The 19,188-nt window shown below is 40.6% G+C and carries 15 protein-coding genes; 12 read left to right on the top strand and 3 right to left on the bottom strand.

Annotation, left to right across the window (positions count from 1 at the left end):
• Positions 1 to 160 precede the first annotated feature (160 nt).
• Positions 161 to 1,606 (bottom strand): thioredoxin-like domain-containing protein, encoded by a 1,446-nt coding sequence (locus tag P2W71_RS01220; protein ID WP_276365959.1) that lies wholly within the window; start codon positions 1,604 to 1,606, stop codon positions 161 to 163.
• A gap of 176 nt (positions 1,607 to 1,782) precedes the next feature.
• Here P2W71_RS01220 and gldA point away from each other — a divergent pair, with 176 nt between their 5' ends.
• From gldA to dnaN, 5 genes are all read left to right on the top strand, one after another.
• Entirely contained in the window at positions 1,783 to 2,706 is a 924-nt protein-coding gene (gene gldA / locus P2W71_RS01215; protein WP_276365957.1) for a gliding motility-associated ABC transporter ATP-binding subunit GldA, read from the top strand.
• 257 nt (positions 2,707 to 2,963) lie between these two features.
• Positions 2,964 to 3,692, top strand: coding sequence for a gliding motility-associated ABC transporter permease subunit GldF (gene gldF / locus P2W71_RS01210; RefSeq protein WP_276365955.1), 729 nt, complete (start codon positions 2,964 to 2,966; stop codon positions 3,690 to 3,692).
• Complete coding sequence (gldG, locus tag P2W71_RS01205; protein WP_276365952.1) at positions 3,686 to 5,371, top strand: gliding motility-associated ABC transporter substrate-binding protein GldG; 1,686 nt, start codon at positions 3,686 to 3,688, stop codon at positions 5,369 to 5,371. Before gldF ends, gldG begins: the two co-directional genes overlap by 7 nt.
• Before the next feature lies 1 nt (position 5,372).
• Positions 5,373 to 6,308: a DUF4340 domain-containing protein gene (locus tag P2W71_RS01200; RefSeq protein ID WP_276365950.1), complete on the top strand. Its 936-nt coding sequence runs from the start codon at positions 5,373 to 5,375 to the stop codon at positions 6,306 to 6,308.
• A gap of 102 nt (positions 6,309 to 6,410) precedes the next feature.
• Positions 6,411 to 7,535, top strand: coding sequence for a DNA polymerase III subunit beta (gene dnaN, locus P2W71_RS01195; protein ID WP_276365948.1), 1,125 nt, complete (start codon positions 6,411 to 6,413; stop codon positions 7,533 to 7,535).
• Positions 7,536 to 7,628: 93 nt separating this feature from the next.
• Here the strand turns inward: dnaN and P2W71_RS01190 are convergent, their stop codons facing one another.
• Positions 7,629 to 8,138, bottom strand: coding sequence for a metallophosphoesterase family protein (locus tag P2W71_RS01190; RefSeq protein WP_276365946.1), 510 nt, complete (start codon positions 8,136 to 8,138; stop codon positions 7,629 to 7,631).
• Between the two features lie 258 nt (positions 8,139 to 8,396).
• Between P2W71_RS01190 and P2W71_RS01185 the strand changes: the two genes are divergently transcribed.
• From P2W71_RS01185 to P2W71_RS01160, 6 genes are all read left to right on the top strand, one after another.
• The gene (locus tag P2W71_RS01185) at positions 8,397 to 10,367 is read left to right on the top strand and encodes a hypothetical protein (RefSeq protein ID WP_276365944.1); all 1,971 of its coding nucleotides are present in this window, start codon (positions 8,397 to 8,399) and stop codon (positions 10,365 to 10,367) included.
• A gap of 125 nt (positions 10,368 to 10,492) precedes the next feature.
• Positions 10,493 to 11,089 (top strand): hypothetical protein, encoded by a 597-nt coding sequence (locus P2W71_RS01180; protein ID WP_276365942.1) that lies wholly within the window; start codon positions 10,493 to 10,495, stop codon positions 11,087 to 11,089.
• A 195-nt stretch (positions 11,090 to 11,284) separates the two neighbouring features.
• Complete coding sequence (locus P2W71_RS01175; RefSeq protein ID WP_276365940.1) at positions 11,285 to 11,839, top strand: sigma-70 family RNA polymerase sigma factor; 555 nt, start codon at positions 11,285 to 11,287, stop codon at positions 11,837 to 11,839.
• A 2-nt stretch (positions 11,840 to 11,841) separates the two neighbouring features.
• Complete coding sequence (locus P2W71_RS01170) at positions 11,842 to 12,621, top strand: HEAT repeat domain-containing protein (protein WP_276365938.1); 780 nt, start codon at positions 11,842 to 11,844, stop codon at positions 12,619 to 12,621.
• 32 nt (positions 12,622 to 12,653) lie between these two features.
• Positions 12,654 to 13,547 carry a hypothetical protein gene (locus tag P2W71_RS01165; protein WP_276365936.1) on the top strand — a complete coding sequence of 298 codons (894 nt, stop codon included), beginning with the start codon at positions 12,654 to 12,656 and terminating at the stop codon, positions 13,545 to 13,547.
• Positions 13,525 to 14,406: a DUF4097 family beta strand repeat-containing protein gene (locus P2W71_RS01160; protein ID WP_276365934.1), complete on the top strand. Its 882-nt coding sequence runs from the start codon at positions 13,525 to 13,527 to the stop codon at positions 14,404 to 14,406. Before P2W71_RS01165 ends, P2W71_RS01160 begins: the two co-directional genes overlap by 23 nt.
• Positions 14,407 to 14,483: 77 nt before the next feature.
• On the opposite strand, the gene P2W71_RS01155 is transcribed toward P2W71_RS01160, so the two are convergent.
• Entirely contained in the window at positions 14,484 to 16,451 is a 1,968-nt protein-coding gene (locus P2W71_RS01155) for an OmpA family protein (protein ID WP_276365932.1), read from the bottom strand.
• Positions 16,452 to 16,608: 157 nt separating this feature from the next.
• Between P2W71_RS01155 and lon the strand changes: the two genes are divergently transcribed.
• On the top strand, positions 16,609 to 19,068 hold the full coding sequence (lon, locus tag P2W71_RS01150) for an endopeptidase La (protein ID WP_276365929.1): 2,460 nt from the start codon (positions 16,609 to 16,611) through the stop codon (positions 19,066 to 19,068).
• Positions 19,069 to 19,188 lie beyond the last annotated feature (120 nt).

Here is a 19,188-nt window from a genome sequence, read left to right as displayed (position 1 = left end):
AAAAATTTAAGGTTATCGGTATTATGTATTATAGATACTCCGCCTCACGTGAATAGTTGCATCGTTAGACGACTAAAATTTTAAAAATGTTACAAAAAGCGATTTCCAGGTAAATTTTGAACTTTTTCAATTGTAAAAAATTGTAAAATCTTTGACTTACCTATGATTTTGTTGGCGTTTTTGATTTTGATAACTCTTTTTCCCTCTGATACTTTTCGTAATGAGTTAAGAATTCCTCTAGCTTATCGGTCGGTATTTTTTTCCCGATGATTTTTTTCTTGGTATCCAATACATATAGCGATGGCGTGGTTTGTGCGTCATATAAATTCTGGTAAGGACCCACATAAGTACGGGGACCATTCACGGTGATCCAATTCATTTTCATTTCCTTAATGTAGTTGCGCATTTTTACCATCGATGTATCGGCACTTACGGCATAAACTTCAAGATCAAATTTCTTTTTATTGTACAACGACACGAGTTTGGGAGTTTCCGTTTTACAATGACCACAGTCCGGATCAAAAATGAACAATACAGTGTATTTGCTCTTGATGTCGTACATCGAACGCGGTTTGAAATTAGCGTCCTGCATGATCAGGTTGGCACCGGTTTTACCGACCAGACTATGGCGCAAGCGGTCAGCATGTTCCTTAAGGTTGGATTTCATTTTATCATTCACCCAAAAATTCATTTCGCCGGTGGCAAAATATTTGTCGAACACGTTCACATATACTTCATCCAGACCCATGATCTCTGGTTGTTGATATTTCAGTATAGAAGTGAAAACCGCATATTTGTAAGTCTCCTGGTTTTTCTTCGCTTTGGCCACAACTTTTTCTATCGCTTTTGTAAGCGAATCGGCCTGCTGGGGATAAAGTTTATCAAGGTATTCGTTGATCTTGTCTCTGTAAATGGGCTTGGGCATTTGAAGAAATGCGTCGTCGGCAAGATCCATATTATCGAAGAAATGTTCTCGGTACCATTTCAACTGAAAGGTGCTATCGATAGAGCCATCTGCCCTTTTAGGAGGTTCCGGAATATGTATTGTTTGATTCGATTTCAATATCCGCGCAGTTAATGTTGTGGGGTGTTTTGAGATAAGCTCATTTTGATAGGCCAATACCTTTTCGTTTATTTTTGAATACGCACTCCGGGCATCTTTCTTTTTATCGTCTGTTAAGGTACTGTCCTGAACTACCTTGATAAAAGGTTCCGCTTCCTTGTGACGCTCCATGTTAAACATCATGTTTTCAAAAAATAATTTGTTGTCCTCATCGCCGGTAACAACCATATTTTTGTAATACTCCTTTCGATCAGTGGCCATAGAAAAATGTTGATCATGGCCCAATATCATATCGAACTGCTTAGTCTTGCCAAGTACGAGGAAATACACACCCTGCCGCAGCGTAGTTTTGCCATCGAAGGTAAACTCACCCTGACTGTTAACCTGTGCAGTATCCTTGATATAGGTGGCTTCACCATAGAAGTGCCCCAGGTATACCGTCGTATCTTTTAAGCCATTAATTTTAAACCGCAGATTGTAACCAGGTTGAGCTGCACACAACGAGGAAATCAAAAGACATAAAGCAAAAAGTATTGAGCGCATACGTGTTTTTGTTTCTAACGACAAAGTTGCGCAATTTATTCCTTCAGTTCAATTACAATTAACGGGGCAAACAGTACGTTATCTGATGTAATGCAAGTCTGCATAAAAGTTTTTGATATAAGGTTCGGCTTTCCGTGCACAAAGCTCTAAACTTGAGGTTTTAAAGAGAAAAGCTCATGTCTTTGCAGCTGAAGAATTTGACCAAAATTTATGGTACACAGAAAGCGGTAAATAATATCTCTTTCGATATCAAAGCAGGTGAGATTGTGGGCTTCCTGGGACCCAATGGTGCGGGGAAATCCACAACCATGAAAATTGTCACTTGCTTCCTTCCCCCGTCGGATGGTGAGGCATGGGTTGGTGGCTATAACGTTGTGGAAAAGCCTATGGAAGTGAAACAAATCACGGGATACTTGCCTGAACATAATCCGCTTTATCTGGATTTATATGTACACGAGTATTTGGCCTTCATAGGTAAGATATATGGACTGCGCGGTCAGCATTTGAAGCAACGTGTTAATGAAATTGTTGACCTATGTGGATTAAATCCCGAGCAGAATAAAAAAATTGAAGCGCTGTCAAAAGGGTATCGGCAGCGTGTTGGGTTAGCGCAGGCGTTGATTCACGATCCAGAAATTCTAATTCTCGACGAGCCCACTTCCGGATTAGATCCAAACCAGCTGGTTGAAATCCGTAAACTGATTAAGACGATCGCTGAGCAGAAGACAGTACTTTTTTCCACCCACATCATGCAGGAGGTTCAGGCATTGTGTGACCGGGTAATCGTTATCAATAAGGGAGCGATTGTAGCCGATGATAAACTGGATCGGATACTTCTGTCACAAGGCAACACGGCAACCATTTCAGTCCAGTTCGAAAGAGATGTTGAGGTTCATTTGCTTAAGTCCCTTCGCGGGGTGAAGGAAGTTGAGGCCATGGAAGGATTCAAATATAAAGTTACATCGGATGGGACAACTGATGTCAGGCCAGAAATATTCAGATTTGCTGCTGACAATAATTTATCCCTCATTGGCTTAAAGCAGGAAGAAAATTCCCTTGAGAACATTTTCCGGGATCTGACACAAGTAAATGTTTCATGAATTTTTCGATTGACCAGTTTACCCATAAGAAACGCTGACCACAGTATGCTGAATTGGATTTTATTTGTGATTACTTATTTGTTTATTTTACGGTGAGTATAGCGTTCGAAAAACCATAAATGAGGCACCATCTTGTATGAATATTTGCTTCTACAATTTTTTAATCTAAATGAACATCGTGAAGAGAACCCAGCCGGCCATCCATCGAACATTAACAATTCCCACTTCGTACCGCTCACCCTGTATTTCTTAATGCTATGCTCCAGGTTTTCTCTAAAGAATTCAACAGCTTTTTAAACTCGCTCATTGCCTACATCGTCATTGGCGTGTTTCTGACAGCCATAGGACTTCTCATGTGGGTTTTTCCGGATACAGCCGTGCTGGATTATGGTTATGCAGATATGGATACGTTGTTCTTGCTTGGTCCGTATGTATTTATATTTTTAGTTCCTGCCATTACAATGAGAAGTTTTGCGGAGGAAAAAAAGTCAGGCACTATGGAATTGCTGCTTACCAAACCCCTCAGCGACTGGGAAATTATTCTAGGAAAGTTTCTGGCGAATTTTTTTCTTGTGCTCTTTGCCTTGGCACCGACACTTTTATATTATTATTCGATATACAACCTGGGAAATCCTCCCGGCAACATTGATACGCCAGGTGTGATAGGATCTTATATCGGGATAGCATTTCTCGCAGCCGTTTTTTGTTCGATTGGTATTCTGGCGTCTAGTATGACTACCAACCAGATCGTTGCTTTTATTCTTGCCGCATTTCTGTGCTTCCTAACTTTTTTGGGGTTTGATTCCATCTCCTCATTAAATCTTTGGGATACAGATGCGTTGTTTGTTAAACAACTCGGTATTCTGTACCACTATGACGCTATGCGCAAGGGTCTTGTTGATACCCGCGACGTTGTTTACTTCGCGAGTGTTACTTTTCTTATGTTATCGGTGACCAAATTAATCCTGGGCAGCAGACAATGGTAGACTGGAAAGGCAGAAGGCTGGGTGATATTTTAACGTTTGCAAACGGATTTGTTTTCATTCTACTGATTAATCTTTTAGTCTCTAAGCAATTTTACCGGTTCGATTTAACCGAAGAGAAACGTTTTAGCGTAAAACCTGAGACACTTCACATTCTGCGTGGTCTTGAGGATGAAATTCATATCGAAGTTTTCCTAGAAGGGAAGTTAAACGCCAGCTTTCAACGCTTTCAAAAAGCTATTCTTGAAACTTTGGAGGAATTTCGGATCTATTCTAAAAATAAAATTACCTACTCAGTTACTGATCCGGCGGTGGCGATGGGTGAAAAGGCTCGAAATGAATTTATGGCCGATCTGGCGTCGAAAGGAATTCAGCCTACAAACATCATTGATACTCGGGACGGACAGCGGGAAGAACAGATCATTTTTCCTGGTGTAGTGATCTCTTACGAAGGTGTGGAGAAGGGTGTGATGCTGCTGAAAGGAAATAAAGCAGGCACACCAGACCAGGAAATCAATCAATCAATTGAAGGTATAGAATACGAAATTATAAGCGTCATTCACAATCTGATCAGTACCGATCGGAAATCAATCGGATTTGTTTCAGGTCATGGGGAATTGGATTCCCTGGAAAGCTTTAGCCTGAGAAGTAATCTGTTCGAAATATATGATGTGTTCGATGTCAATCTTTCCAACGAAAGGGATTTGAAAAAATTTGATGTGTTGGTGATAGCGAAACCAAGGATGGCATTTGCTGAACCAGAGAAATATGTACTTGACCAATTTCTCATGCAGGGAGGAAAAATTTTGTTTCTAATGGATAAAGTCAACGCTTCCATGGACAGCGTTGGCCGTGATGACTATTTTGCAGGACCGAATAATCTTAACCTCGATGATCAGTTATTTAAATACGGTGTAAGAATCAATCCAGACCTCGTTCAAGACAGGCGTTCGGGCATGTATCCGGTTATCACGGGGCAAGCCGGGGGAAAGCCCAAGATGCAGTTAATGGAATGGCCGTTCTTCCCGCTTATCAGTCAGTATGCCAACCATCCTATTACTCGTAATCTTGATGCGGTGTTAACAAAATTTTGTAACAGTATCGATACAGTTAAAGCAACGGGCATCTTGAAGACTCCATTGCTGATGACTTCGCCATACTCCAGAAAAATTTCAACGCCGGTACATATTAATATTAATGAGCTTAGGAAAAATATGCGTGATGCTGACTATGTCACCCAATATATTCCTGTTGGCGTGTTGTTGGAAGGGAAATTTACTTCGTTATATAAAAATCGCTTTCCTCCCAAGGGGTTTGAATCATCAAAAGTAATTTCAGATGGCGTTCCTTCTAAAATAGTTGTTATCGCCGATGGCGATGTTGCGCGCAACGATGTGAACCCACGCAGCAAAGAACCACAGGCGTTGGGATTTGATCCGATGACCAATACTACGTTTGCCAACCGCGATCTTTTACTCAATACGGTGGCGTACCTCACAAATGAAAACGGGTTGATTCAAGCACGGAACAAAGAAGTAAAAATTCGACCACTCGACAAAGTGAGGCTTAAAAATGAACGCTTTAAGTGGCAAGTACTCAACTTGGGTGCTCCACTACTGTTGCTGATTGGATACGGTGTGTTCAGATTTTATTTACGAAAAAAGAGATTTGCCAAATTTTGATATGCAGGAAAGAAAAAACAAACGGTTAGCCCTTCTCTTCTGTGTGTTGTGCGTAGGCACATTGCTGATTTATCTCTTAGGTTCCGATGGGGGAACTGTCGATATCGATAAGAATATTTTTAAAGACTACAACCTGAAGGAAATCGATCAGGTAATATTAGAATCTGAAAAAGGCAAGGTCGAGTTGAAATTCAACGGCACAAAGTGGGTTGTTAACAACCAATTTGATGCCGAAGCAACCATGATCGAAGTTTTGTTTGCTACACTACAACAAGCAGAACCTAAGCGCCTCCTGTCGGCCACCATTCAGGACTCGGTAAATAGTGCATTGAGGCAAAATGGTATCAAAGTTTCGTTAAGTACAGGCGGAACAACTGAATCAATATTTTATGCAGGCGGAAATGCCCAAAAAACGCAAGCCTACTTCTGTAAGGAGAGCGAAAATGACAAATGTTATTTGGTTACGATTCCGGGTTATCGCGTTTATGTTTCCGGCATTTTTGAATTGCCAGAGAAAGATTGGAGAAATAAATATGTCTTTGGGTTCAATTGGAGAAATTTCCAAAGCCTTGAAACCAAATTTCCCCAGCATCCTGCAGATAATTTCGAAGTTGCCTTGAAGGATAATTATTTCTCTGTAAAAGGTTTATTAGCGGTAGATACCACCAAGTTAAATGATTACCTGGATGATGTTTCATTGCTTACGGTAGAGGAATATGTGGAGCAGCCAATGTTGGGCGATTCCGTTTCGAAACCCCTGCCTGTGATGGTTTTGACGATAAAGGATATTGCCCAACGGACCTATTCACTCGAATTATATCAACCTTTAAAATCCAATGAAAAGGTTCCCGGTGTCATCAATGGAGTTCAATGGGCCTATTTTGACCCTCCCAGCATCCAGCGTATTTTAAAACGACGCGCTTTTTTTGGAAAGTAAGTCCGTTTAAAAAACCATGATTTGGGACTTGAATTTCGCCGTTTTATTATTCGGTTTTCTTTATAACTTTACCTCCGCTTAAAATCAAACCACTGTCTCCCAATGAAGTTTATTGTCAATTCTGCTTACCTGCTTAAGCAACTATCTAATATTAATGGAGTTATTACAACCAATCCTGTAGTGCCCATTTTAGAGAACTTCCTTTTTGAACTCGAAAAGGGAGCGTTAACCGTTACTGCCTCAGATCTTCAGACTTCGATGATTACGGAACTGCAGGTTGAATCGAAAGAGAAGGGAAGTATTGCTGTGCCTGCAAGGATTTTATTAGACACCTTAAAAAATCTGCCAGAGCAGCCAGTAACCTTTTCAATTGACGAGTCTACTTACAGCATTGAAATAATATCGGATAACGGTAGGTATAAATTGTCTGGCGAAAATGCCACCGATTTTCCCAAGGTCCCTTCGGTTTCAAACGACTTTACAGCAGAAATATCAACAGAAGTTTTAGCGCGCGCGATCAATAACACCATTTTTGCGACCAGCAACGACGAACTTCGCCCTGCCATGACCGGCGTATATGTAAATCTAGGTGAGAAAAATTCCACGTTCGTTGCTACCGATGGTCATCGTTTGGTGCGATACAGAAGGGCTGACGTCAAATCCGCTAACGGAAATTCTATTATCATTCCCAGAAAGGCTCTAAACCTGCTGAAGGCTACGCTTCCAAGCGAGAACACCGATGTGAGTCTGAGCTTCAATATGTCAAATGCTTTTTTCAAGTTTGGTAATATCAAGATGATATGCCGCCTGATTGATGAGCGTTTCCCGGACTACGACAACGTAATTCCTTCGCAGAATAATATCACTATGTCGATTGAGCGTAGTGATTTATTAGGAGCACTAAAACGTATTTCCATTTATGCTAATAAAACCACACACCAGGTTCGTTTGAAAATAACCGGAAGTGAACTTCAAATTTCCGCCGAAGATCTTGACTTCTCGAACGAAGCCAACGAACGACTTTCATGTGAGCATGATGGTGAAGATATCGAGATTGGATTTAATGCGAAATTCCTGATCGAAATGCTGACGAACATGGATTCAAGTAAGATTAAACTTACCATGTCAGCGCCGAATAAAGCAGGTGTAATTTTGCCTTATGAAAAAGATTCAAGCGAAGACATTCTGATGTTGGTGATGCCGGTAATGTTAAATCAATACGTCTAAAAACATTTTCAGAAATCAATTTTCGTCTTTTGATAACTCATGGATTATGGTTCATGGGATAGAACAGTTATTGTTCTCGGTTTTAAGAGGTTCTTAAATTAAGGCACCCCTTTTTCCTAATTCAATCACCTCCATGTTTTCAATTTTGTGCTGCGTTATTGAAAAGCGCAAGATCGTTTTCATGGCATGAAAACCCTGATTTCCCGCTGCGCCCGGATTTACGTATAACATGTTGTTGTATTGTACATCGCGTTTGACTCTTAAAATGTGAGAATGGCCACAAATAAAAATATCTGGCGGATTTTCTTTTAATATTTTTTTTACGCGTGGATTATAATTAGGAGGCACTCCGCCAATGTGTGTCATCCAAACGTTCACCTGTTCACACTTAAAAAATTGGTCCTCTGGAAATCTGGTTTGCAGGTTGATATCATCAATGTTTCCAAACACAGCACGAAGTGGCTTGAAATTTTCTAGTGCATCAGCAATCATCGAATTTCCAATATCGCCCGCATGCCAAATTTCATCACAATCCTTAAAATGATGATAGACTTTTTCATCAAGATATCCATGGGTATCAGAAAGTAATCCGACTCTTATCATTTACTAAAGGAGTGCGTTGATGATGTGATTTCAAAGTTTACGTGTAAATATTTTTAAAACGGAGCGAAGGTCGATTCCTTTTCAAAATAGCTTCCGCGAAAAGCTCACGATCTAACGTTGGCGTACTTGAATTATAAAATAGCCACGGTAATCATGCAATAAAATGAAAAAGTCATTATGCTTTAAATCGTTAAGGTTACACTTCACTTTGAAATAGTATAAATCTCCGCTATTATCTATTTTCCTGTTTTAAGTTATATGCGTCATTTTTTAGCATTCCTTTTCTGCACCTGTTTATCATCCATTACTTATTCACAAGGAAATGGGTTCCCGTACGGTCAGGTTACCTATCGCGAATTAGATTTAAAAGAATATCCGGCGGATACCTCCGCCGTTGCCGTTTTCCTTGATGAATTCGGAGAGGCATATATTGATAATTATAACGACAATAATATTCTTTTCGAATACCACGCCAAGATCAAAATATTAAAACAAGCCGGTGTTTCGTACGGTACTTATGAAATTCCACTCAGGAAATCCGATGGGCGTGCCGAAAAAATAATTTCTATAAAAGCATCTTCTTTTAGCGTTGAAAATGGTTCCATGCGAGAAACTAAGGTGGACCCTAAAAGTATATTTACCGAAAACTATAATAAATCGTATGACATAAAAAAGTTTGCGATACCCAATGTTAAAGTTGGGAGTGTCATTGAAGTCTTTTATATCCTCGAGTCACCATTCGTTTATAATTTTCGTTCGTGGGAATTTCAATGTGAGATCCCTAAAATGCAGAGTGAATTCTGGTGTCTTATTCCAGGAAATTACATATACAATATTTCCTTAAAAGGATTTTTGAATCTTACTACCAATGAAAGCGGGCAAATCAAGGAATGCTTTACGCCGGGTGGGGGAGCAAAGGCCGACTGCTCCAGGTTAAAATATGGTATTAAAAATATTCCTGCTTTTAAGGAAGAGGATTACATGACGGCAAAATCTAATTTCTTGTCAGCGGTATGTTTTGAGCTTTCACAAGTAAATTATTTTGATGGTCGTAAAGACATGATCACCACGGAATGGAAGGATGCAGATCAGGAATTGCGTCAAAGTACATCGTTTGGCGTGCAGATAAAGCGGGGGAAAGATATCGTTGATAATAAAGTAGAGCAGCTGATTTCAGGTGAGACGGATGTTCATGCCAAAGCGGAAAAAATTTACAATTTCATCAAGGAATGGTATCACTGGAACGATGTTTACGGCAAATACAGTGACCTGGGTATCAAAAAAGCATTTGAGTCGAAAACCGGGAATATCGGTGACATCAATTTATCCCTTATTGCCGCATTAAAATACGCCAACGTGCCGGTCGAACCGATGGTGCTATCCACGCGCCGAAATGGCCGGCCAACAGAACTCTACCCGGTTTTAAGTGAATTTAATTATGTCATTGCCAAGGTCAACATTGGCGAGAAAGTCTATTTGCTTGATGCGTCCGACTATTTTCATCCCTTTGGTTTACTTCCGGAGCGATGCTTGAATGGCAAAGGCCGCGTTTTGGGCGATAAAGAATCTTATTGGTATGATTTGAAGCCGACTGGAAAATCAAAAATTGTTTCCATTCTTAACCTGGGTTTAAAAGACAACGTCATTAGCGGGTCGATCCAATATGCTTATTCTGGTTACAAAGCTGTGACTCAACGCAAAAAGTTGAGCAGTTTCAGCAGTCAAAAGGAATACATAGATGACTTAAGGAATAATCTGCAACATATAAGCATCAAGAATTTTACAATTGAGAATGCAGAAGAATTTTCAAAACCTTTTGTAGTTAAGCTAGATGTTGAGGTTGAATTGGCTAATCAATTTAATGACGGTGATTTTTTATTCAATCCATTTATCGTTGAACAATGGGACAAAAATCCATTCAGGTCCTCGGAACGACTGTATCCCGTCGACTTCGGTGTGCCCCTGGAAGAAGTGCTAATCTTAAACCTGGATTATCCTGCAGATTATAGCGTAGAAGAAATTCCTGCCAAAATCGGTCTCACCCTGCCCCAGAATGGGGGCCGCTACCTTTTTGAAATTACAAATAGTATGAACAAGTTGTCGATGAACAATTCATTGCTGATCGCCAGACCCATCTTCGCACCCCAGGAATATCATTACCTCAAGGAACTCTTCAACAATGTCATTGCTGCCCAGCAGACTGAACTCGTTTTCAAGAAGAAAAAATAATTTTACTACCTTTAATCGCTAATCAACGGCTTTGGTCGATTTATTAAGTTGTTGGAACAGTTAAACTTTAACTGTGTTTATCTGGTGGCGTAATTTTATTTGTTTTACTAAAAAAATTGTTTGATATGAGAATCCTATTTGTTCTGTTGGTTGGGTTGATGGCTTTTCACGTTTCATTTTCTCAATCTGAGCCCGAAACACTTCAGGAAAATCCCTCGTTGCACGAGCGGTTTCTGTTCATGAAATCAAAGTCCCAATCGTATGGAGCATATAAAGTTGTAAAGGAATCCGTTTTAGATGGTGTTTGGAAAATAGCACAGGACACTATAGCCGCAAAAGAGGCGTCTATAAAAAAGGCGGAGGCCAATATCAACAAACTTAAAGGTGAGTTAAACCAATCGATCGAAGCGTTCAAGGCGAAAGAAAAATCGATGGACGAAATCATGCACGCCAGTACCCACATCACAGTGATCGGTATCGACTTTAATAAAAGTACTTTCATCACAACAGTTGCTGTTATTATTGCAGCTCTTTTAGTAATGCTGGGGCTGGTCATCGGCCGAATGAAATTACAAAGCAATTCCCTTAGCGAAAGAAATCTTGCAGTTAGTGCCTTAACGCATGAGTTCGAGGAATATAAACAACGGGCAATGGAAAGACAGACTAAATTGTCGCGTGAGCTTCAGGATGAACGCAATAAGTTACACTCAAGAAACCCATAACGGTTCTCTTTCTAAAAGATCTTTATAGCAAGCAAAAAGACATTCCATACCGGGATGTCTTTTTTTTGTAAAAAATTAATGCCTGCAATACATCAATTATAGCTGTTTCACCCAAAGTTTCCTGGAAACATTAACTTTCGTTGTAACCATTCATAAAACCTTCAGTTTCCCGTTTTGAAAACTTCATTGCAGCATTTGGAATCATTAACAGACAACGCCTTGATGATTAAGGTGAGAGATGGCCATCTGGATACCCTGGGCTTGCTGTTCGCGCGCTATAAAAAACCGTTGTTTGGTTTTTTTTATGGAATGAACAGAGATGAAGAACTAAGTGAGGATTTGGTACAAAATGTTTTTTACCGGATTCTGAAATACCGATACCTGTTTCGTGGAGACGGCGATTTCAGAACGTGGATGTTTCACATTGCGCGTAATGTGAACCACGACAATTTCCGCAAGAACAAGTTCCGGCATAAAGAATCAATAGAAAATTGGCAGGAGCGATTAGGTACAGACGAGAATCGGGTGACTGAATACCAAAAAGATGAAGAACGGCAACTCCTGGAGCTGGCCATGCATCGGCTTCCGGAGGACAAGCGGGAGATACTTTTACTGAGCAAGTACCAGGATAAAAAGTATAAGGAGATCGGCGAAATATTGGGTTGCTCCGAAGGTGCGGTAAAAGTTAAAGTTTTCAGAGCATTACAGGAATTAAAAGCAGTTTATGCTGAATTGGAAAAACAATTTTGATTATGGAGGCGAAAAAAATTCATCAGTTACTAATTAGGTTTAATTCAGGGGTTGCTGAGCCAGCAGAAATAAAACAAATCGAAAATCTGATTGTACAAGGAGCGATTCATATGGAAGATATTGAGGGGTTTGAAAAACTCAATGAACGGATTTTAAACCTGGAGACCCCCGAACCTTCCATATCCCTCGATGATCGGTTCCATCAAATGCTTTTAAAGGAAACACAGGCAACGAAGACTTTTGATTGGAAAAGCTTTTTTACTTGGAAAGATTTTGCTCCCCGACTTGCTTTCGCTTCTGTAACACTTCTTATCGGATTGATAGTAGGCTATGTTATTTGGTCACCCCAAAAGGAGGACGAAAAGATAGTGGCGTTGGGTCAGGAGATCAGTGGCTTGAAAGAAATGATGATGTTGTCCCTCCTTGAAAAGGAATCAGCAACAGATCGTTTGAAGGCTGTCAACTTAACCCAGGATATGGACCAGGCTAGCAAGAAAGTCACAGCCGCATTGTTACAAACATTAAATAGTGATGAAAATGTCAACGTCCGGTTAGCAGCGCTCGATGCATTAAGGCCCTACAGTAAAGATGGTCAAATACGAGAAGCATTGATCCGATCCATAGCTCATCAAAAGTCACCATTGGTTCAGGTAGCGTTGGCGGAGTTAATGGCTGCTTTACAAGAAAAGGGTGCTATTAACGAACTGCAGAAAATCCTGGACGACAATGAAACACCCTCTGATATCAAAAAGAAGATTCAAGAAAGCATTCAGATAATCTAACGAATTGTTAGGCAGTACAAACCTTTAAAATTATGAAACGAAATTTATGGCTGGTGTTGGTCGTGGGTATGTATGCCCAACTGGGTGCACAAACCCATACTGAAAAAATTAACAAAGAATTTGCATTTGAGAAACGGGGCTCACACAATGCTCTGATGATTGCCAATATTAATGGCAACATAAAAGTTGAGGCCTATCCTGGCGACAAAATTCAGGTAGAGATTACCAAGCGTATCCAGGGAAAAACGAATGAACGACTGGAAAAAGGGAAAACTGAAATACAGCTCGGCGTGATAGATCTGGCGGATACAATCATCCTTTATGTCAGTAGCCCTTGCAATCATTTTGAAAAAAGTAATGCACGAGAAGGCCGCACTCAAAGGAGTACGACGTGGAGATATTCATGGGAGCAACATGGGCGATCTTGTCATGAAAGTTATGATTATGCAATGGACTTTCTCGTCAAAGTTCCTTCGTCTCTCAACGTCTTGCTTAGTACCATCAACGAAGGTGATATAGTCGTTGAAAATGTGAAGGGTGTTGTCACTGCTCATAACATCAACGGCAGCATTCGACTCTATAATTTGATGCGGGAGGCCGAGGCCAGTACAATAAATGGAGATGTCGACGTGGAGTATGCTCAAAATCCTCAAAGCGATTGCCGGTTTTATTCTCTCAACGGCGACATCAATGCTTTGTTTCAAAAGGGATTAACCGCAAGCATGAGTTTCGAAAGCTTCAATGGAAGTTTGTATACAAACATTGATAAACTCGAGCATCTTCCCACGCAGGTAGAGAAAAAGAACAATGATAAAGGTATAAAGTATAAGGTAAATAACAATCGCTATAAGATCGGCGCCGGTGGCGCATTCCTGGACTTTGAAACGTTTAACGGGAATGTATATGTCAAAGAAAAAACAAACTAACAAGTTCAAACACAACAATTCATTTCTCACAATACTTAGAAATATGAAAAAAAATATTCTTATACACGCAATTTTTCTTACAACGCTTGCGCTGATGGCAGCGCCTCTCTTTGCCCAAACATCAAACGAATTTTCAGTTCCGTTAAGTGATCCGTCAAAACGGGGAAAATTGAAAGCGATTATTAACTATGGATCTGTTACGGTAAAGGGCACTGCACGAAAAGACATCCTTGTTAAATATGCTGCAAAACCGGAGGAAGAGAATGAGCGAAATAAAACAAAGGACGGTCTGCGCCGGATTGGAGGCGGAGGGATGGACCTTGAGGTAACAGAAAACGCCAATGTCGTGAATGTGCACTCGGGATCCTGGAATAACCGACTAGATATTGAAATTGAAGTGCCCTCGGGAATGGATGTCGAAGCGAAGACTCATAATGACGGGAATCTGGTTGTCAATAATATTCAAGGTGAAGTAGAACTGACAAATCACAACGGAGAAATTACGGCTACCAACATTTCTGGCGCAGTGATCGCCACAACCTACAATGGTGAAGTCAAAATCACTTTCGACAAAGTTAAAGAAGGAACGCCCATGTCTTTTACGACGTATAACGGCGACGTTGATATTACATTCCCTGCTGCAACCAAGGCAACATTAAAGATGAAAACCGAACATGGTGATATTTATTCCGGTTTTGATGTGGACTTTAAGAACAGTGGCCCTGTTCAAAAGAAAGATACAAAAGGTGGTGTTTATAAAGTGGTGATCGATGAGTGGAAGCGTGGGGATATTAATGGTGGCGGCCCGGAATTTACGCTTAAGAATTACAACGGCGATATTTTTCTCCGAAAGAAATGAGGCGATAAAGAAAAGCTAAGGCGGAAAGAAAGTAAAAGGTGGAAGCAAGATGCGCCAACGCTTTTTACTTTTTATTTTTATTCCCGCTCTATGCCAAACTCAACACGCCGATTAAGTTTTCGTTCGTCTTCCGTTTTTTCTTCTACGATAGGTTTTGAACTTCCATAACCATGTGCTTCAATTCGCGAAGAGGCAATCTTAAATTCATAAATAAGATACGCTTTAATGGCATCTGCGCGCGCCTGTGAAAGACGCAAGTTTGAATCTTCATTCCCTTGCGAATCGGTATGTCCGGAAATGTTTAGCTTAAATGTTGGATGGTCGATTAAAAAATTTGCCAACCGGTTCAAGTCTTCATGCATGCTCGGTAAAATATCCGCTTTCTCGTTTTCAAATTCAAGTGATTTAAATGCAATCTTGCTTTCTATAGGATCCGCCTCCCGGTTCATTTCAGTATCCCCGTCCATAAAAAACAATTCTTCTATTCTAAAGAAATCATCTCCCTGAATAATCAACAGATAGTTACGTTTATTGATAAGATTGAAATCAAAAGAGCCATCTTCCCGAAGAAATTTCGGTGCAACCTCAACACCTTCGTCCAGGTCTATAATAGATACAATTCCCTTAAAAGGTTTTTTTGTATTTGAATTGATGAGCGATCCTTTGAGCTTAGCAATAGCGTTTGGTTGAGCCTCCATGGGCACAGGAAAAGAATGGAGGTCGAGATTTGCTATGTCATTTTGTGATGATCTTGCATAATAAAGGTAGTCGGACTCTGAATCAATGGTAAAATAATATTCACTACCCAGGCCGTTAACCAGAGGGCCGACATTTTTTGGTTCGTTCCATGTTTGTTTTCCTTTATCAACTTTATAAATGTCGAAGTCACCAAAGGTAAGCGGCTGACCATTCGAACTAAAATATAAAACATTAAACCTGTGATGAAAGAATGGGCTAACCTCAGCTCCCCTTGTGTTAACGATCGGGCCGATATTCAGGGCTTTTTGCCATAGTCCATTTGAGCCTTTTATCGAATAATAAATATCTGAATATCCGAAACCCCCGATACGATCCGATGCAAAGAAGAGCGTGTCACCCGAATGCGATAATGACGGATGCGAATCCCATCCACGTGAATTAATATTTGTTCCTAAATTCTGAATATCACCCCAAGTGCTGTCTGCGCGCAGGTGGGCCACGAAGATATCACAATTTCCATATGAATCGGGAGAATTGCATCGCGCGAAATAGAGTTCTTTTCCATTTTTACTTAAACATCCAGACCCTTCGTTGTATCGTGTGTTTATGTTTTTCAACTCATCCGCAAATCCCCATAGCGTATCAAGTTTATGAGAATAGAATAAGTCTTCGTTAAAAGTTTTATTTAATGGGTCGGTATTTGAATTTCTCTTTGAAGTGAATAGTATAACGTTGTCTACATTTCCTATGGTCGGGCCATAATCTGCCTTGTCAGAATTGATGGCTTCACCCATATTCAGCAATACGCCTTGTGGAGGTCTGAGCGTATCGATTTCTTTTCTGTACGCTACGAGTTCATAGTATTGTGCCAACGGCACATAGAGATCTGTTTGATTTTTTGTGAGCGTATCAAATTCGCTTTTTACTTGCTTTCCATCGATGGACTGAGGGAGATGTTTCAACACAAGCTTGTAAAGTAATACAGCCTCACCGGGAGGTCCCATTTTCTGGGAAAGTCTTGCGAGATTCCACAGCAATTGAATGTCCCTTGAGAAATTTTCAGGCCCGAAATTTTTTACATAAGCTTTAAGCTCAGCGTATTCCTGCTCAAAGTCTCCCGCAGGTCCTAATACTTTGATTCGCTCCAACTTTGCTTTGTCGGAATAGTAGCTGATTTTGTTAACATTGGTAAAAAAGAAAATGTCAGATTGACTGTAGCTTGTCAGGCTATCGTTCAGTTGCACGACTCCTCCCTTCTTAAAATTCCGCTGTGGCTTTTGTGCCAGTGAAGGAGAATGCAACCACAGCCAAAAAGCCGAGATTAAGATTAAAAAATAGGTTTTCACCGCACCATTATTTGGTAAAAAATAAGGCCAAGTGGTTAAAGTTGAGACAATTTTGCTTCTTTTACAACTCTCTTGGCACTACTATTGTCATTAGCACGGCGAGTGTCCATTTAAGACGTCTAAGTAAGGTCGTGTCAGTTTGACACCTAGTGTATATATGTTTAAAACGAAGCCCATTCAACTTGTGCAAGAAGATTCAGAAGACCTGATTCAACTGATAAATCCTGAGCAAGATTCCGATCTGAAGCCCGAAGATTTACCCGGTGAATTATCCATTCTACCAATAAAAAATACAGTATTGTTTCCCGGTGTGGTGATACCAATTACTGTGGGACGACAGAAGTCTATCAAGCTGGTAAAAAAAGCATACCAGGGAAATAGAATTATTGGCGTTGTGGCCCAGAAAAATCCTGGCGCCGAAGAACCTACGGTGGAAGATCTATATAAAACCGGTACGGTAGCACGAATCATTAAGATGCTGGTATTGCCTGACGGAAATACGACCATCATTATTCAGGGTAAAAACAGATTTGCGATCAAAGAATTTGTTCAGGAAGAACCATTCTTAACTGCGCGCATTGAACTGCAGCCCGAACCGATGATCAATGCGAACGGCAAGGAAGCAAAAGCTTTGGTTCAATCTCTTAAAGATGCGGCGACAAAAATTTTAAAACTCAATCCTGAAATTCCGTTAGAAGCGCAGGTTGCGTTAGATAATATTTCCAGCATGTCATTCCTGGTTAATTTTTTATCGTCCAACCTGAATGTTGAAGTCGCTGATAAACAAAAGATTCTGGAGACCCAGAACCTCATCGACAGAAGCACATTGCTGTTGCAGTACATGCTGAAGGATATTCAAATGTTGGAAATCAAACATGAGATACAACGTAAGGTCCATACGGATATTGATCAGCAGCAACGCGACTATTTTTTGCGTCAGCAAATAAAAGTTTTGCAGGACGAGCTTGGCTATGATGGACCTGATAAAGAAATTGAAAAACTTCGCAAGCGTGCTGAAGGTAAAAAATGGCCCAAAGCTGTTGCGGCACATTTCGGCAAAGAGTTAGATAAGCTGTTGAGAATTAATCCCATGGCTGCTGAATACCCGGTAGCGATGAACTACGTCGAGTTTATGCTCGATCTTCCATGGGCAGAATATACAGTGGATGACTTCGATCTGAAACGTGCAAAGAAAATATTGGATCATGATCATTTCGGACTGACAAAAGTTAAAACACGGATTCTCGAGTATCTCGCTGTACTCAAGCTAAAAAACGACATGAAAGGCCCGATACTTTGTCTTTACGGACCTCCTGGTGTAGGTAAAACTTCCTTAGGCCGATCCATTGCAAAGGCGCTGCAGCGTAAATATGTGCGCATGTCATTGGGCGGCGTGCACGACGAAGCAGAAATCAGAGGACATCGGAAAACCTATGTCGGTGCAATGCCGGGTAAAATTTTACAAAACATAAAAAAGTCTCAATCATCAAATCCGGTTTTTATATTGGATGAGATCGATAAGATCAAATCTGATTTCCGGGGCGATCCCTCTTCAGCAATGTTAGAGGTGCTGGATCCGGAACAAAACAATGCATTTGGTGATAATTATCTTGAAGTGGATTACGATTTGTCGAAGGTGCTTTTCGTCGCTACGGCCAACTCGCTTGATACGATCCACCCGGCGTTGCGCGACAGAATGGAAATCATCGAGGTAACAGGGTATACACTGGAAGAGAAAGTTGAGATCGCGGTAAAACATCTTGTACCAAAGCAACTTAAAGAACATGGTCTTAAAGCTTCACAGGTAAAAATTACCAAGGGCGCAATTGCGAAACTGATCAATAGTTACACACGCGAATCCGGTGTTCGAAGCCTGGAGCGGAAAATCGGAACATTGGTTAGAAATATCGCTAAGTCAATTGCTTTGGAAGAACCGTTCGATAAACTTGTGACGGAAGAAACGGTTCGTAAAGTTTTAGGTGCGGAGGTTTTCGACGAAGAACTTTATCAGGGAAATGAAATAGCAGGTGTAGTCACAGGGTTGGCCTGGACTCAGGTAGGCGGTGAAATCTTATTTGTTGAATCAAGCTTAAGTCGCGGAAAAGGTGCGCTTACTATTTCAGGACAGTTGGGAGATGTGATGAAAGAATCAGCCATGGCTGCATTGTCATATCTCAAATCAAATTCTGATGTGCTTGGTATTGATTACCGGGTATTCCAACAATACGATTTGCATATTCACGTTCCCGCGGGTGCTGTTCCCAAAGATGGCCCGTCTGCAGGCATTACGATGTTTACTTCTTTGGCATCGATCTATACGCAACGCAAGGTGAAAGCCAACTTGGCTATGACCGGCGAGATAACGCTTCGAGGTAAAGTACTTCCCGTAGGAGGTATTAAAGAAAAAATACTTGCAGCAAAACGCAGTGGAATAAAAGAAATTATCTTGAGTGCGAAAAATAAGCGGGATATCGATGAAATCGAGAAGCATTACCTCAAAGGTTTAATCTTCCATTATGTTGATTCCGTTGATGAAGTGTTGAAAGTTGCGCTGATGAAAGACAAGGTGAAGCAACAAATGAAGTTTACCTTTTCAGAAATCAAAGCATCAGCATAACAACATTTAAACGCTGCCACTCTAGCTGTAATCATAAACTATTAATCTGCAGGTCTTGATATGAGAATTAATTTTCATTTGCCTGCTCTCAATGTTTTTCATGATTACAACAACAAGTTG

Source organism: Chryseolinea sp. H1M3-3 (assembly GCF_029360725.1).
Taxonomy (GTDB): Bacteria; Bacteroidota; Bacteroidia; order Cytophagales; family Cyclobacteriaceae; genus Chryseolinea.
This window is presented reverse-complemented; position numbering and strand designations above follow the sequence as displayed.

Bases quoted from the DNA above. Each gene is read 5' to 3' on its own strand.
- gldF (WP_276365955.1), top strand. From the start codon at position 2,964: ATGCTCCAGGTTTTCTCTAAAGAATTCAACAGCTTTTTAAACTCGCTC.
- P2W71_RS01220 (WP_276365959.1), bottom strand. From the start codon at position 1,606: ATGCGCTCAATACTTTTTGCTTTATGTCTTTTGATTTCCTCGTTGTGT.
- gldG (WP_276365952.1), top strand. From the start codon at position 3,686: ATGGTAGACTGGAAAGGCAGAAGGCTGGGTGATATTTTAACGTTTGCA.
- P2W71_RS01165 (WP_276365936.1), top strand. From the start codon at position 12,654: ATGAAACGAAATTTATGGCTGGTGTTGGTCGTGGGTATGTATGCCCAA.
- P2W71_RS01190 (WP_276365946.1), bottom strand. From the start codon at position 8,138: ATGATAAGAGTCGGATTACTTTCTGATACCCATGGATATCTTGATGAA.
- P2W71_RS01185 (WP_276365944.1), top strand. From the start codon at position 8,397: ATGCGTCATTTTTTAGCATTCCTTTTCTGCACCTGTTTATCATCCATT.
- dnaN (WP_276365948.1), top strand. From the start codon at position 6,411: ATGAAGTTTATTGTCAATTCTGCTTACCTGCTTAAGCAACTATCTAAT.
- P2W71_RS01200 (WP_276365950.1), top strand. From the start codon at position 5,373: ATGCAGGAAAGAAAAAACAAACGGTTAGCCCTTCTCTTCTGTGTGTTG.
- P2W71_RS01180 (WP_276365942.1), top strand. From the start codon at position 10,493: ATGAGAATCCTATTTGTTCTGTTGGTTGGGTTGATGGCTTTTCACGTT.
- lon (WP_276365929.1), top strand. From the start codon at position 16,609: ATGTTTAAAACGAAGCCCATTCAACTTGTGCAAGAAGATTCAGAAGAC.
- P2W71_RS01160 (WP_276365934.1), top strand. From the start codon at position 13,525: ATGTCAAAGAAAAAACAAACTAACAAGTTCAAACACAACAATTCATTT.
- gldA (WP_276365957.1), top strand. From the start codon at position 1,783: ATGTCTTTGCAGCTGAAGAATTTGACCAAAATTTATGGTACACAGAAA.
- P2W71_RS01170 (WP_276365938.1), top strand. From the start codon at position 11,842: ATGGAGGCGAAAAAAATTCATCAGTTACTAATTAGGTTTAATTCAGGG.